General features: G+C 64.4%; 14 protein-coding genes. 5 read left to right on the forward strand and 9 right to left on the reverse strand.

Translation table 11 applies throughout. The annotated features are described in order from the left end of the window. Positions 1-159: 159 nt before the first annotated feature. The 6 genes from EC845_RS03505 to EC845_RS03530 all read right to left on the reverse strand — a co-directional run bounded on the left by EC845_RS03505 (position 160) and on the right by EC845_RS03530 (position 6,594). Positions 160-1,179 carry an XdhC family protein gene (locus tag EC845_RS03505; RefSeq protein WP_123295812.1) on the reverse strand — a complete coding sequence of 340 codons (1,020 nt, stop codon included), beginning with the start codon at positions 1,177-1,179 and terminating at the stop codon, positions 160-162. A 32-nt stretch (positions 1,180-1,211) separates the two neighbouring features. After that, on the reverse strand, positions 1,212-3,401 hold the full coding sequence (locus EC845_RS03510) for a xanthine dehydrogenase family protein molybdopterin-binding subunit (RefSeq protein WP_123295813.1): 2,190 nt from the start codon (positions 3,399-3,401) through the stop codon (positions 1,212-1,214). A gap of 21 nt (positions 3,402-3,422) precedes the next feature. Next, a complete protein-coding gene (locus EC845_RS03515; protein ID WP_123295814.1) occupies positions 3,423-4,415 on the reverse strand; it encodes a xanthine dehydrogenase family protein subunit M in 993 nt (330 codons plus the stop codon). Continuing rightward, positions 4,402-5,226 (reverse strand): 2Fe-2S iron-sulfur cluster-binding protein, encoded by an 825-nt coding sequence (locus EC845_RS03520; protein WP_123295815.1) that lies wholly within the window; start codon positions 5,224-5,226, stop codon positions 4,402-4,404. The genes EC845_RS03515 and EC845_RS03520 overlap by 14 nt, the downstream gene beginning before the upstream one ends. Positions 5,227-5,413: 187 nt before the next feature. Next, positions 5,414-6,196, reverse strand: coding sequence for a carboxymuconolactone decarboxylase family protein (locus tag EC845_RS03525; RefSeq protein ID WP_233597919.1), 783 nt, complete (start codon positions 6,194-6,196; stop codon positions 5,414-5,416). Continuing rightward, positions 6,193-6,594: a cupin domain-containing protein gene (locus tag EC845_RS03530; protein ID WP_123295817.1), complete on the reverse strand. Its 402-nt coding sequence runs from the start codon at positions 6,592-6,594 to the stop codon at positions 6,193-6,195. Before EC845_RS03530 ends, EC845_RS03525 begins: the two co-directional genes overlap by 4 nt. Positions 6,595-6,734: 140 nt before the next feature. Here EC845_RS03530 and EC845_RS03535 point away from each other — a divergent pair, with 140 nt between their 5' ends. Next, on the forward strand, positions 6,735-7,661 hold the full coding sequence (locus EC845_RS03535; protein WP_123295818.1) for a LysR family transcriptional regulator: 927 nt from the start codon (positions 6,735-6,737) through the stop codon (positions 7,659-7,661). A 27-nt stretch (positions 7,662-7,688) separates the two neighbouring features. On the opposite strand, the gene EC845_RS03540 is transcribed toward EC845_RS03535, so the two are convergent. Further along, the gene (locus EC845_RS03540) at positions 7,689-8,591 is read right to left on the reverse strand and encodes a LysR family transcriptional regulator (RefSeq protein WP_123295819.1); all 903 of its coding nucleotides are present in this window, start codon (positions 8,589-8,591) and stop codon (positions 7,689-7,691) included. Between the two features lie 191 nt (positions 8,592-8,782). Between EC845_RS03540 and EC845_RS03545 the strand changes: the two genes are divergently transcribed. The 4 genes from EC845_RS03545 to EC845_RS03560 all read left to right on the forward strand — a co-directional run bounded on the left by EC845_RS03545 (position 8,783) and on the right by EC845_RS03560 (position 12,180). Beyond that, the gene (locus EC845_RS03545; protein ID WP_123295820.1) at positions 8,783-10,057 is read left to right on the forward strand and encodes an MFS transporter; all 1,275 of its coding nucleotides are present in this window, start codon (positions 8,783-8,785) and stop codon (positions 10,055-10,057) included. A 123-nt stretch (positions 10,058-10,180) separates the two neighbouring features. Beyond that, a complete protein-coding gene (locus EC845_RS03550) occupies positions 10,181-10,495 on the forward strand; it encodes a helix-turn-helix domain-containing protein (RefSeq protein WP_123295821.1) in 315 nt (104 codons plus the stop codon). Continuing rightward, positions 10,488-11,762, forward strand: coding sequence for a type II toxin-antitoxin system HipA family toxin (locus EC845_RS03555; protein ID WP_123295822.1), 1,275 nt, complete (start codon positions 10,488-10,490; stop codon positions 11,760-11,762). The genes EC845_RS03550 and EC845_RS03555 overlap by 8 nt, the downstream gene beginning before the upstream one ends. A gap of 178 nt (positions 11,763-11,940) precedes the next feature. Continuing rightward, positions 11,941-12,180 carry a hypothetical protein gene (locus EC845_RS03560; protein WP_123295823.1) on the forward strand — a complete coding sequence of 80 codons (240 nt, stop codon included), beginning with the start codon at positions 11,941-11,943 and terminating at the stop codon, positions 12,178-12,180. Here EC845_RS03560 and EC845_RS03565 read toward each other — a convergent pair. Both EC845_RS03565 and EC845_RS03570 read right to left on the reverse strand, forming a co-directional pair. Continuing rightward, a complete protein-coding gene (locus tag EC845_RS03565) occupies positions 12,177-13,694 on the reverse strand; it encodes an aldehyde dehydrogenase family protein (RefSeq protein ID WP_123295824.1) in 1,518 nt (505 codons plus the stop codon). The two genes, EC845_RS03560 and EC845_RS03565, sit on opposite strands and share 4 nt — an antisense overlap. Before the next feature lie 31 nt (positions 13,695-13,725). Further along, positions 13,726-14,979 (reverse strand): PLP-dependent aminotransferase family protein, encoded by a 1,254-nt coding sequence (locus tag EC845_RS03570; protein WP_123295825.1) that lies wholly within the window; start codon positions 14,977-14,979, stop codon positions 13,726-13,728. Positions 14,980-14,993: the final 14 nt, after the last annotated feature.

The following is a 14,993-nucleotide window of genomic DNA, read 5'->3' on the forward strand; positions in this document are numbered from 1 at the left end:
AAACCCAAAATGAGGCTTGAATAAATTACCCTCGATTATCCCGGAAATTCAGCGCTCACTTTTTCGCATGCTCCACGGCCTCCCGGCCCGCCCCTTCGCCACCTCGAAGCAGCCATCCCCCTGCCAGGCGACGGGTGCGCCGCGCGGCGCGGGCCGACATCACGCCACCGCCCTCTCATGCAACTGCTTGCCGGCGGCAACCTGGGCATCCGCCGGGACGCTCACGCCGTTCTTCACGGCCAGAATCTCGGCCATCACGCTCACGGCGATCTCGGCCGGTGTCTTGCTGCCGATGTAAATGCCGATCGGCCCTCTGAGTGCGGCAAGCGATGCCTCGGTCTCGCCGAAATGCGTCATCAAACGCTCGCGGCGAAGCCGATTGTTGCGACGCGAGCCGATGGCCCCGACGTAGAAGGCGGGGCTGCGCAGGGCCTCGAGCAGAGCCAGGTCGTCGAGCTTGGGGTCGTGGCTCAGCGCCAGCACACAGCAGCGAGCGTCGGGCCGGAACGCAGCCACGGCATCGTCCGGCATCAGCTCCGACCGGTTGGCGCCGGCCACCGACCAGGTCCCGAGAGACTCGGCTCGCGGATCGCACACCGTGACCGCGAAGCCGTTGAACAGGGCCATGGTCGCGACATACTCGGCCAGCGCCCCGGCGCCGATCAGCAGCATGCGGTAACCCGGGCCCAAGGTGTTGACCAGGCTCGTTGCGTCGCATCGCAGCGCATCGGGCAACGCGGCGTGGTGCAGCGTCGCCACACCATCGGTCAGCCTCACCTTGCGCTGCACGAGCTCGCCCGAATCCAACCGGCCGACGAGCTCATCGAGCCCGGCAGCGCACAGCGTGAACTCGAGGATCAGCTCCAGGGTTCCGCCGCACGGCAGTCCGAACCGATGCGCCTCATCCGCGCTCACACCGTATCGGACCCGCTCGGTCGCCGGCCCGTCGGTCCACGAAGCATGCGGCGAAGCGGACGTGTAGCGGCGAATCAAGTCGTCCTCGATGCAGCCTCCCGACACGCTGCCCACCGCACGGCCGTCCCCGCGCAACGCCATCATGGCGCCGACGGGGCGTGGCGAAGAGCCCCACGTGCCGACGACTGTGGCCAGCAGCACCCGATGGCCTTGCGCACGCCAGTCGCGCGCTGCGCGCAGCACCATGAGATCGATGTTGTCCATTGACACGACCTCGCCGGCAACGGCTGCGACGCTCACAGCAGCTTGTCCGGCGTGATCGGCAGTTCCCGTATCCGCCGGCCCGTCGCATGGAAGACCGCATTCGCGATCGCGGCCGGAATGCCCACCATGCCCAGTTCGCCCATCCCCTTGACGCCCAGCGGATTGACGATCGTGTCCTCTTCCTCGACAAAAATCGTTTCGATGGCATGGATGTCCGCATTGACCGGCACATGGTAGTGCTGAAGGCTGGCGTTCATGATGCGGCCGTAGCGGTGGTCGATCTCGGTGGCTTCTTCGAGCGCCATGCCGATCCCCCACACCACGCCACCGATCTCCTGGCTGTGCGACGCCATGGGGTTGAGGATCTTGCCGCAGGCCGTGATCTCGATCACGCGGCTGACCTTCACGGTACCCAGATCCGGGTCGACCTTGACCTCGACGAACTGCGCGCCATGGGCCAGCGAGGCGTACTTGGCCCGTTCGGGCGAGGGGGTGGAGTCGAAGACCTCGGTGATGGCATCGTGCCCGCTGCGACGCATCAGGCCGGCGATCTCGACGGCGCGCACCGGCTCGCGTCTCAGGCGCAGAAAGCCGTCGGCCATCTCGACATCGGCGGCGGCAGCGCCCTTCAAAGGCGAGTCGGCGTCCTGCTGGGCCAGGGCCAGCAGCCGGCCCGCAATGGCCAGCGCGGCACCATGCACCGCCGAGCCCACGCTCGACGTGGTGAACGAGCCACCCTGCGGCGGGGCCTTGGGCTGGCGCGTGTCGCCCAACTGAAAGTGGACTTGCTCAAGCTTCAGCCCCAGGAACTCGGCGGCGATCATGGTCATCACCGTGTAGGTGCCGGGTCCGATGTCGCTGGTGGCACTGGCCACATCGGCCGTCCCGTCGGCACGGTAGGTGATGCTCGCGCTGGCCGGCATCTGCATGGCGCCCCAGACGCCGGTGGCCATGCCCCACCCGACCAGCAGGTGGCCGTCGCGCATCGAGCGCGGCTCGGGATTGCGGTTCTTCCAGCCGAATTTCTCGGCGCCGATGCGGTAGCACTCGCGCAAGGCCTTGCTCGAGAAAGGTTTGCCGCTTTCGGGGTCGACCTCGGCATAGTTGATCAGGCGCAGATCCAATGGATCGAGCTTGAGCGCATAGGCCAGTTCGTCCATGGCGCTTTCCAGCGCAAACATGCCGCTGACGGCACCCGGTGCCCGCATCCATGTCGGCGTGGCGAGGTCGGTCGCTGCGATCTTCAACGGCGCATGTAGATTGGCGCAGGCATAGACCTGGCGCGGGAACTGCGTCGTTCCATCCGAAAACTCCTCGAGGGTCGACGTGTTGTGAAACGCCTCGTGAACGATGGCCTGCAGCTTGCCCGACCGGTCCGCGCCCAATGCCATTCGCTGCAGGGTCTGCGGCCGATAGCCATGCCCCGTGAACATCTGCGCACGTGTGAACACCACCTTCACCGGGCGTTTGAGCTCGCGCGCCGCCATGGCCGTCAAAGACGGGTAATAGTTGGGTTTCAGCGAGGCGCCGAACGCCCCGCCCACAAACGGAGAAATCACCCGGATCTTGTCGGCCGGCATTTTCAGGCACGAGGCCAGATGGTCGCGGACGCCGTTGACCTGCTGGGTCTTGTCGAACACGGTGAGGTGATCGCCCTCCCAGAAAGCGATCGCGGCATGCGGCTCGATGGGGTTGTGATGTTCGATCGGAATATGGTAATCGGCGCGCACCTGCACCGCCGAAGCGGCCAGCGCGGCCTGCGGATTGCCGCGCGGTTGGGTCTTCTGCGTCGCGGCATCGGGCAAGGCGCGATCGAGCACCCGGTCGAGATCGGTGACATGGGCCTCGGCCTGGTAAGTCACCTGCACCAGCCGGGCCGCATGGCGAGCCTGCTCGAAGGTCTCGGCCACCACCAGGGCGATGGGCTGCCCGTTGAAATGGATGCGCTCGGATTGCAGCGCCCAATGCGGAATCGGGCCCATCATGTCGCGGCCCTCGCCGAAGGGCGGCGTGTTGAGATGGGTGAACACACGGATCACACCGGCGGCCTGTTCAGCCGCCGCCGTATCCATCGTCGTGATGCGGCCCTTGGCGATGGTGCTCAGCACCAGAAAGCCGTGGCTGAGATGCGGGACCTGGAACTCGGCCGCATACTTGGCCTTGCCGGTCACCTTCGCGATCCCGTCCACACGGGTCGTTTCCTTGCCTAGATAACGTGCCATGAATCGTTTCCTCTCGATCGATCAGACCAGGCGGGCCGCGCGCATGAGCGCACGCACCACCGACCGTTTGCCCAGCTCGACCTTGTAGGCGTTGTGCGCCAGCGGACGGGCCTGGCTCAGCGCCGCGTCGGCCGCCTGCCGAAAGGTCTGCTCGCTGGGCGCTTGGCCCACCAGCACGTTTTCTGCTTCCTGGCTGCGCCAGGGCTTGTGCGAGACGCTGCCCAGCACCACCCTCGCCTGCCGGATCGCTCCGCCCTCGATGCGCAGGCCCGCCGCCACGGAAACCATGGCAAAGGCGTAAGAGGTGCGGTCGCGCACCTTGAGGTAGTGCGAGTGCGTGGCCAGTTCGCCCGCCGCCACCGGCAAGTCGATGGCCACGATCAGATCACCGCGCTCGAGCGTGTTGTCGCGATGCGGCTCGTCGCCCGGCAGGCGATGGAAATCCTGGATGGCGATCGCACGTTCCCGCCCGTCGGCACCCCGCACACGCACACTGGCATCGAGTGCGTAGAGCGCGTTGGCCATGTCGCCCGGATACGTCGCCACACAGGATTCGCTCCAGCCCAGGATGGCGTGGATCTTGTTGAGACCTTCCCGTGCGCCGCAGCCCGTTCCAGGCTCGCGTTTGTTGCACGGCATCGCGGTATCGTAGAAATAGTTGCAACGGGTTCTCTGCAGCAGGTTGCCGCCGTTCGTGGCCATGTTGCGCAATTGCCCCGAGGCCCCCGCGACGATCGCCTGGGTCAACAGCGGGTAGTTCTCGCGCACCAGCGGGTGGTTGGCCGTCTCGGTGTTGGTCGCCAGCGCGCCGATCGACAGGCCCGATCGGGTGCGCTGGATCTCGCGCAGCGGCAGGTTGCGGATGTCCACCAGCCGCGTCGGCCGCTCGACATCCTCCTTCATCAGATCGATGAGGTTGGTGCCGCCCGCAAGAAACCGGGCCAGTGGCATCGCGGCGACCGCCGCCGTAGCGGCTGCGGCATCGCCGGCACGCACATATTCAAACGGTCTCATGGCCCTGCTCCAGTTTGGCCGCAGCCAGTTGCGTGTCGGTGGCGTAAGCCCAGTGGTGCGCGGTCTGCTGCCCCGAATGGGCCTCTTGCACCGCGGCGACGATGCCCGGATAGGCGCCGCAGCGGCAGATGTTGCCGCTCATGCGTTCGCGGATCTCGTCGTCGCTCAGGCGCGTCGTCGTCCGGCGCACGTCTTGCGTGACATGGCTGACGTGCCCGCGTTGCGCCTCGCCCAACAGCCCGACAGCCGAGCAGATCTGCCCCGGTGTGCAATAGCCGCACTGGAAGGCATCGTGCTTGATGAAGGCGGCCTGCACCGGATGCAGGTTCTCGTCCTGCGCGAGTCCTTCGATGGTGGTGACGGTGCGGCCTTCCAGCGTGGCCGTCAGCGTCAGGCAGGACAACACGCGCTGGCCGTCGACCAGCACCGTGCATGCACCGCACTGGCCCTGATCGCAGCCTTTCTTGGTGCCGGTGTACCCCAGGCGTTCACGCAGGGCATCGAGCAACACCACGCGGGAATCCAGCGCCAGCGTGTGGGGCCGGCCGTTGATCTGCACGGCGACCTGCACGAGGTTCTGGGGCTTGTCCGGCGCGGACAGTGCGGCTTCGGCCAAGGGCATCTCGGCGAGCGCGGATTCGTGTGCCAGCAACTGCGCGGCAAACACGCCGATGCCGGCGGCCGAAGAGCCCATCATGAAGGTGCGGCGAGTCTGCCCGACGCCATCGAGTTGGGGCATCTCCTTGAGCAGAGCGTCTTCGTCCGCGCTGAGTTGGACCGAGGGTCCCGGGTTTTCATCATCGTGGGGCATGGTGTTTTTTCTTGGAGAACGGGCGGGGGGCAGCGAGGTTCTGCCGGGCGGCAGGGCATGGACCGCCGAGGGTCGGCCCTTGCCCGTGCCCACCATGTTGGCTCAATCGCACGACGACGACTAGCTGATGGACTCTTAATAGGCCTATTAGCCCTGCTCATGAATCCAGGTGTTCGATCGACGAACTTCAGCCACCCGATCGACGGCTTTCCAGGTGCCGAGCGAGCGCCGTGCGGGCCCGCTGGCCATAGACATCGTCCACCCGCTCGCCCAGCAGTTGAGCGACCCGGGTCAACTGGCCCTCGGTCAGGCCGACGTTCATGCTCATGTTCATGTGCGACTGCAACTGGGCCTGCGCACCCGCCATCGTCGAGAGCATGGCCACCGTCGCCAGCTCACGGCTCTTCCAGTCGAGGTTGTCGCGCTCGAAGATGTCGCCGAAAAGATGGGTCTGCAGATAGGTGCCGGCAGCAGGCGCAAAGTCGAACAGCGCACCGCCGACCGGCGCTCCCACCAGCCGCGTCTGGTTGGCAGTGCCGGCCTTCAGCAGCGCATCGCCCGTCGGGATGGGGCGGCTGGGCAAGCGGCCCTCGTCGTCGACGATGCCCTGCCCGCGGCGTTGCTCCACCACCTTCATCAGCTCTGCCAGCGCGTTCAGGCTGCGCGGGAAACCCGCATACGCATACAGTTGCGTCAGCACTTCCTTGAGTTCGTTGACCGTCACGCCCGCATTCAACGCCTCTTGCAAGGCCGGCCCGAGGCGAGCCATGTCGCCCGCCGCCGCGAGGGCCGAGACCGGAACGATGTGCTGTTGCTGCTGCGTGAGCGCCTCTCCCGCAGCGGCATGGCCTGCTGCAGACGCCGCCCCCGGACGCGTACCCGGGGTGGAACCATCGGCTTCCGCCGCCAGGGACAGGGTGGCCAGCATCGCTGCCGCCACGCCACGTTTAACAAGATGCGTATTGTTCATCGCTGACCCAGGTATTGAGCGTCGGTCACATGCTCCATCCACTCGACGTTCTTGCCGTCCAGAGCTTCCTGAATCGCGATGTGGGTCATGGCGGTCGTGGCCGTCGCACCGTGCCAATGGCGATGGCCCGGCGGACACCAGATCACGTCGCCGGCCCGGATCTCGACGATCGCCTCGCCCTCGCACTGCGTCCATCCGCAGCCGGCCGTCACGATCAGGGTCTGTCCCAGCGGATGGGTGTGCCAAGCCGATCGCGCGCCGGGCTCGAACGTGACGCTCGCGCAAGAGGTGCGCGCCGGCGGCGGTGGCGCATTCAGCGGGTCGATGCGCACCGTGCCCGTGAACCAGTCGGAAGGACCTTTGATCGAAGCCTGCGAGCCTGCTTTTTTGAGATGCATGAACTGAAGATGTGGGTGTTGAAACAAGAGGTGGCGAAGCCGGAAAGGCGATTCCGTGCTCGCTTCGGATCAATGTATCTGCGCTCGGATTGATTGAGAAGAGTGCAAAATCTGCATAAACAGGTGCAAGAAATTCAACAATGACGACCGAGAATCTGAACGAACTTCACGCCTTCGTCGTGGTGGCCACTGAACGCAGCTTCACGCGCGCCGCAGCCCGGCTGGGCCTGTCGCGCTCGGCTTTGAGCCGTTCGATGTCGATGCTCGAAGCCCGGCTGGGCGTGCGTCTGCTCATCCGCACCACCCGCAGCGTGTCGACCACCGCCGAGGGCGAAACGCTGCTGACCACGCTGGCGCCACGGCTGCAGGAGATCGACGAGACCATCGCATCGATACGCTCGCGCAAGGACCGGCCGGCCGGCTCCATCCGCATCACGTCGCACGACCATGCGATTGCCACCGCACTATGGCCAAGGCTCCTGCACCTGCTCAAGGCGCATCCCGAAATCTCCATCGAGTTCAGCGTCGACTACGCCATGACCGATATCGCCGCGCACCGGTTCGACGCCGGCGTGCGGGTCGGCAACCGCGTCGACAAGGACATGATCGCCGTGCAGATCGCGCCCGAACTCCGGATGGCGGTCGTCGCCTCACCCGCGTACCTCGAGAACAGAACGCTCCCGTCGGTACCCGAGGATCTGACCCACCACCAATGCATCAACCTCAGGCTGCCGACGCATGGCGGCCTCTACGCCTGGGATCTGGAAAAGAACGGCACCCCGGTGAAGGTCAAGGTGCAGGGCCAGACGGTTTTCAACACCACCGGCCTCATGCTGCAGGCGTCGCTCGACGGCATGGGCTGCGCCTATGTGCCGTACGACCTCGTCCAGCATCACATCGAAGCCGGTCGTCTGGCGCCCGTCCTCAAGAGCTGGTGGCCGAGATTTCCCGGCTATCACCTGTACTACGCCAACCGCCGGCACATCTCGCCCGCGCTGGCCCTGGTCATCGAGGCCCTGCGTTACCGCGCCCCCGGCAAACCCGTCGTCGGGCGCAGACCCCGGTGACGGCCATGCGCGGCAAGCCTGCCGATGTCATCGTTTGCCGCCATCCCACTTCAACGCCTTGAGCACCAGCGAAAACGCCGGCGATGGCTGCCTTCGGCTCGGGTAATACAGGTGATACCCCGGAAAAGGCGGACACCACTCGTCGAGCACACGAATCAAGCGGCCCTCCTCGATGTGGCTCCCCAGCTCGTCCTCGGGCAGCAAGGTGATGCCCAGACCGGCCAGAGCCGCATCCACCTGGGGCGGCGCGGTGTTGAAGATCAGCGGTCCGGTGACGCGCACATTGATCTGCTGGCGGCCACGCCGGAAATCCCAGACATACAGTCCACCCGACGTCGGCATGCGCTGATTGATGCAACGATGCCGCGTCAGCTCGTGGGGCGTCTTCGGGGCGGGGTGGCGTTCGAAGTAGTCGGGAGACGCCACCACCGCCATGCGCATCGGCGGCCCGATCGGCACCGCGATCATGTCCTGATCGATCGTGCTGCCGAGTCTGACCCCGGCGTCGAAGCGGTCGGCCACGATGTCGCGAAAGCCGTAGTTCATGTCGAACTCCAACAGGATGTCGGGGAACTCGTGCAACACCGGCGTCAGTTTGGGCAGGAGCAAGCTGTGCAGGATGTGGTCGCCGCAGGTGATCCTGACCGTACCGGCAGGCTTGTCCCTGAGCTCGGTCAGCGCGTCGAGCTCGGCCTCGATTTCATCGAAGCGATGGCCTATGGCCAGCATCAACCGTTCACCCGCCGGCGTGGCCGACACGCTTCGGGTGGTGCGGGTCAGCAGCCGGATCTTCAACCGCTCTTCCAGCCCCTTGACGGCCTGGCTCAACGCCGATTGAGTCACGCCCAGGGTTGCGCCCGCCTTGGTGAAGCTGCCTTCGCGGGCCACCGTGACGAATGCCAGAAGATCGTTGAGATTGCGTCGCGCCATGTCAGACCGAGTTTCAGCGAAGTTTATTGATTAAATTATCTACTAAATCCAATAAGCATCCATTATCTAGTCACCCTCTGTTTCGACAGGCAAACTTTCGACCCGTGATCCTGCGGCCGACACCCGGCGGCAGTCGAAGCCCTGTTCCAGCCGCGCGGACTCGCTCCCAGCGGCGCAAAGAGATACGCAACATGTCCACCCCCACCATTGCCGGCCAACCCGCCGGAGAAACGACCGACGCGCCAGCCGCGCACGAGCGGGATTCCCGGCCCGCGCACTGGAGTGCCGTCTACGCGATGACGCTGTGCGTGTTCGCACTCGTCGCCTCCGAATTCATGCCCGTGAGTCTGCTCACGCCCATCGCCGTCGATCTGCAGGTCTCCGAAGGCATGGCGGGTCAGGCCATCGCCATCTCGGGTGCGTTCGCCGTGCTGACCAGTCTGTCCATCCTGATACTGGCCGGCAAGATACCCAGAAAGAAACTGCTGCTGGGACTCACCGGCCTGATGTGCCTGTCGGGAGCCGTCATCTCGCTCGCCCCCAGCTATCCGATCTACATGGCCGGCCGCGCCTTGATCGGCATCGCCATCGGCGGCTTCTGGTCACTCTCGGCTGCAGTGGCGATCGGTCTGGTTCCCACGCCGCAAGTCCCGAGGGCCCTGGCCATCTTCAACAGCGGCAACGCCCTGGCGACGGTTGTCGCGGCCCCGCTGGGCAGCTTTCTGGGGTCGGTGATCGGGTGGCGCGGCACCTTCTTCTGCCTGGTGCCGGTGGCCATCGTTGCAGGGATCTGGCAATGGCGCAGCCTTCCATCGCTGCCGCAGGCCACACCCCTCACGACCCAATCCAAAAACGTTCTGTCGCTCTTGAAGAGCCCCTTCGTAGCCTGCGGCATGGCCGCCGTCAGCGTCTTCTTCATGGGCCAGTTTGCGCTGTACACCTATGTGCGTCCGTTCCTCGAGACCGTCACCGGCATGGCCGCCAACACACTGTCTCTCACCTTGCTGGTCATCGGTGCGGCAGGATTCGCCGGCACCCTGCTGATCGGACGTTTCCTGCAGAAGGGCTTCTATGCCACGCTCGTCGTCATCCCCATCCTGATGGCGTTCTGCGCAGCCGGTCTCATGCTCTTCGGTCACTCGGTGACGGCAGTGGTCGTGTTGCTGGGGTGCTGGGGCCTGGTCGCGACCGCTGCACCCGTCGGATGGTGGTCCTGGATCGCCAACAACTTGCCCGACGATGCAGAGGCCGGCGGCGGCCTGATGGTCGCAGTGGTGCAACTGGCGATCGGATTGGGCTCCACATTGGGCGGACTGCTGTTCGACCTCAAGGGCCACACAGCCACATTCGCGCTGAGCATCGGCCTGCTGTCGGCTGCGGCCGTGCTGGCTGCGCTGACTTCGAAGCTGCGCAAGCCGGCCTCTCGCAGGGCAGGCGACCCGAACGGCGCATGCCAGATCGCCTGACCGCATCCGCCGAAAATTGGATTCCATCCCTGGATCATGAATGTTAAGCTGCTTGATGGTCAAGGCGTATAACTCTAAAATATCGTTGATAAACCGACAAATTCCGACTTAAGAACTGCTTCCATGGATTTATCGTTAGTCAAACCCGACGAGCTCGTCAAGCTTCTGGCCGAGCGCCTGCGCAAGGAACGACTGGTGCAGCAGATGACGCAGTCCGAGTTGGCTGCGCGCTCAGGCATCGGCGTGGCCACCCTCTCCAATCTCGAAGCAGGCCGAAACACCGCATTTGAAGGCGTTGTGCGAGTGGCGATGGCTCTAGGGCGTCGTGACGAGCTGGAAGCCCTGTTCATGCCAAAGCTGGACAGTCTGGACGACATCCGTCGCTACGAGAGCGGCGCCAAGCGTCAACGAATCAAGAAAACCTCCAACGATGCCTGATCAAGTCGACGTCTACTACGAAGGCTGGGGAAAGCGTTGGCGATGGGGCTCCCTGGTCTCGTCCACGGCCATCAACGGTCGTCCGTGGATTGCTTTCGAGTACAGCGATGAAGCGTTGAGCCGCGGCCTGGAACTGTCGGCGTACGCGCTGCCCTTGCGGGGCCCAAAGCTACGCAAGGACTTCCCAGCCCATCAATTGCAATTGCCTGGGCCGGTTTACGACTCCCTGCCCGATGGCTGGGGCATGCTCTTGATGGACCGTCTGTTCAAGCAGCGGGGCCTCCAGGCCGCCCGCATCGGCCCGCTCGAGCGCCTGACCTTCATCGGAGATCGTGCGATGGGCGCGATGTCCTATCGACCCGTCGCACCGGACATGTCGGCCCTGCCCGAGAACATCCACCTCTCGGAACTGGCTGCCCAGGCCCAGGCCGTGCTGCAGGGCGAAGGGGGCGCCTTCCTTCAGACGCTGCTGCAGATGGGCGGATCTCCCCAAGGGGCTCGCCCGAAGGCACTGCTGTACCGAGATGCTGTCAGCGGCCGTTTCACGACGGCCGAGGCCCCGAGCCTGGAACCGTGGCTGATCAAATTCCCAGCCAACGGAGAGCACCCCGAAGTGTGCGCCGTCGAGGCGGTCTACGCCCAATGCCTGCGCGCCTGCGGCATCGCGACACCGGACACCGAGTTCTTTCCTCTCTCCAACGGACAGGCCGCTTTTGCAGCCCGGCGTTTCGATCGCAAGGACGGCATGCGCGTGCCGATGCAAAGCCTGGCTGCTTTCACGGGCGCCGACTACCGCACACCCGGCTCTCTGGACTGCGTCAACTTTCTGCGTGCCACGCAGTTGTGCACCAACGATGTCCGGCAGAAGGCGATCGCATTCGAGCGAGTGGTGTTCAACGTCGCCTTCAACAACCGCGACGATCACCCCAAGAATTTCTCCTACCTCATGTCGTCTGCAGGCGCGTGGACACTGGCCCCGGCTTACGACGTGACCTTCTGCGACGGGCCAGGCGGGTATCACCAGATGGATGTGATGGGCGAGGCCCTCGACGTCGGCCGAAAACAGTTGCTCGCGCTCGGCGAACAAGAAGCGGAGCTGTCGCGCCAGGCAGCCAGTGCCGTCATCGACCGCATCTGCCACGTTGCCTCCCGCTTCACCGCCATCGCGACGGATCTGCTGCCCGGCCATATCACGGCAAACACCTTGCGATCCATCCAGGTCCAGATCGACGGCAATCTTCATCGGCTCGTGTCAGCGGCCGCATGACGACCGGAGCGTCGCAGCGCCTCGAACACCCGCGCCAGCCATGAAAGACATCGTCTTCTGTTGCCCGGCGTACACGCGCGTGCCACAATCACCGCAGCCCGAAAGGGCCGGTGCTTGAAAACACCTTTTACACAGCGGTGCAACCTCCCCGTCAGCGAGGCTCATCAAGGAGCCGCACATGACGCTTTACGTCAACCGCTTGGATCGAAGCCGATCTGAACCGCCTCACCGGCACCCTGTTCGTGATCGGCCATTTCTTCTCCTGGGCTACCGGACGATTGCGGCCCCCGTCCGGCTGGCCGCTCAGGGGGCGGGCAAGGCTCTGGGCCTGCCCGTCGCCTTTGCGCAGACCGGAAGCGAAGCCACCGAACGGGCGAGCCGGTTGCTGGCCCATCTCGGGCGCATCTTCAGCGCTTAGAAGTCGAAACGTACACCTTGAGCAAGAGGCAGCTCGCGCGAATAGTTGACGGTATTCGTCGCGCGCCGCATGTAGGCGCGCCAGGAGTCCGAGCCGGATTCTCGACCGCCACCCGTTTCCTTGTCACCCCCGAAAGCACCGCCGATTTCCGCTCCTGAGGTGCCGATGTTGACATTGGCGATGCCGCAGTCCGAGCCTCCAGCCGCGAGAAATGTCTCGGCTTCGCGAAGGTCGTTGCTGAAAATAGCCGATGACAGCCCCTGAGGCACTCCGTTTTGAAGCGCGATGGCATCCTCGAAATTCTCGTAAGTCAGTACGTAGAGGATCGGCGCAAAAGTCTCATGACACACCGTGGCCGTTTGACCAGGCATCTCTACCAGCGCCGGGGTGACGTAGTAGGCCTGCGAATACTCCAACTGCAGCACACGGGTACCTCCGGAGACGACCCCGCCTTCAGCTTTTGCATTGTTCAGAGCCTTCTGCATGCCCTCGTAGCTCGCCAAGTCGATCAGCGGCCCCACCAGGGTTCCCTGGTCAAGAGGGTTGCCGATCGGCAGCTTGGCGAATGCGGTCTTGAGCCGCGAAACCAAGACATCCTTGACGCTGCTGTGCACGATCAGCCGGCGGGTGGTGGTACACCGCTGCCCCGCTGTGCCGACCGCTGCAAAAGCGATGCCGCGAACCGCCAGATCCAGATCGGCACTGGGGGTGACAATGACGGCATTGTTGCCGCCGAGCTCCAACAGGGAACGGCCGAAGCGCTGTGCCACGCGCGGTCCGACTTCACGGCCCATACGGGTACTGCCGGTTGCGGACACCAAGGCCACTTCGGGGTTGTCCACCAGCGCCTCGCCAGCGCCGCGCAGACCCAGCACCAACTGGTTCAATCGCTCGGGTGCCTTGTCGCCGAAGCGCTTGAGTGCACGTTCGAAGATGGCCTGACAGGCAAGAGCGCACAGCGGTGTCTTCTCAGAAGGCTTCCAGACGACGGCATTGCCGCAGACCAGCGCCAGAGCCGCATTCCACGCCCAGACGGCGACGGGAAAGTTGAAGGCCGTGATCACCCCCACCACCCCCAGGGGGTGCCAGGTTTCCATCATGCGATGGCCTGGGCGCTCGGAAGCGATGGTAAGGCCATAGAGCTGGCGCGAGAGTCCCACCGCGAAGTCGCAGATGTCGATCATCTCCTGTACTTCGCCCAACCCTTCGGACAGGATTTTTCCTGCCTCGATAGAGACGAGCTGACCCAGTTGCTCCTTTGAAGCACGCAGTTCTTCGCCGAGCAATCGAACCAGTTCGCCACGCTGCGGCGCGGGAACGTCTCGCCAAGTGACAAACGCCTGTCGGGCCGCCGCGACGATCGCATCGACTTCCGGCTTAGTCATGTCGGCAACATGGGCCAAGGCACTGCCATCCACAGGCGTGCGCACGGTGATGACACCCCCTCGCAGAAGACTGGCATCGACGCCAAGACGATCGAGTACGGATTGGGTTTGATGGAGGATTGAGGACATGAAAACTTTCTGAGGGTTGGATAAGTGAACTTCAAACGCCGGCAGCGACGCTGGCGTTTGCGCGACTGCTTCGGATGACTGGGGTAACGGCGTCCATGGCGCGCCTGAGCCGGTTGACGCCCTCTTGGATATCGGCCAAACCAGGAGAGGCAAAAGACATGCGGATGGATTTGCGGGCGGTGGGCGTCGGGAAGAACGCCGTGCCCGGCACGTACAGGACACCCTCGCGCACACAGGCATCGAAGAGATCTGGCAGCGGCATGTCAGGATGCAAATCTGCCCACAGGAACATGCCGCCTTGCGGCTGGACAAAGCTGAGCTGGTGAGAAAGGAGCGCGTTCAGACCGTCTGTCATCACTTGCATGCGCTCTTGGTAAGTACGGCACGCACGCTCCACTGCGGCGTCGTATCGCCCCAGTCCCAGGTACTCGGTGGCAATCATCTGGGTCAGCGGCGAGCTGCAGAGATCGGCGGTCTGCTTGGCGATGGCACAACGTCGCAAGATGTCGTCGTTGGCCGCCATCCAGCCTGTGCGCAGCGCCGGCGCCACCGTTTTGGACAAGCTGGAGAGGTAGATCACGGGATTGCGAGATCCAGCCATTTCCATGCCATGGCGATACAGCGGCTTGTGCAAGTCGCTGGTGAAGCTCAGCTCGCCGTAAGGATCGTCCTCGACGATGAAGAAGCCGTACTCCAGCGCCAGCTCGACCAGACTGGCACGTCGCGCTTCGCACAGGACCGTGCCGCTGGGATTGGAAAACGTCGGCACGGTGTAGAGCAGCTTCGGGCGGCTGGCGGTGCGGAGCGCCTGCAGCGTCGAGCGCAGGCTCTCCGTCTGCAGTCCATGCGCATCCATCGGAACCCCCAAGACCTGAACCTGGGCCAAGCGCAAGGCCTGAAGCGTTGCCGGATAGGCGGGCAGCTCCACAAGAACGGTGTCCCCGGGGTCGAGCAGCGTCTTGACCAGCAGATCGAACGCTTGCTGCGATCCGGTCGTGACCAGCAGATTCTGGGCCTGTGCCTCGACCCCTCGCTTCTGACCCAGTTCGGCCAGCCTCTCGCGCAGCGCGGGCAAGCCTTCCGTGGGACCGTACTGGTAGACGTCGTTGCTGCCACCGGTCACGCGAGCGGCGGCTTCTTTCAACCCATCCCCGTCGAACAACTCCGGCGAGGGGTATCCCCCGGCAAAACTGATAAGGCCTGGCTTGCTGAGGTAAGGGAAAAGCTCGCGAATGGGCGAGCCTGTCGGGCTCTGATAGCTGTGCGAAAAGAGAGAGGTATCCATGGTGTGTGGCAGTT

The organism is Comamonas sp. BIGb0124 (assembly GCF_003752175.1).
Lineage (GTDB): Bacteria > Pseudomonadota > Gammaproteobacteria > Burkholderiales > Burkholderiaceae_C > Comamonas_F.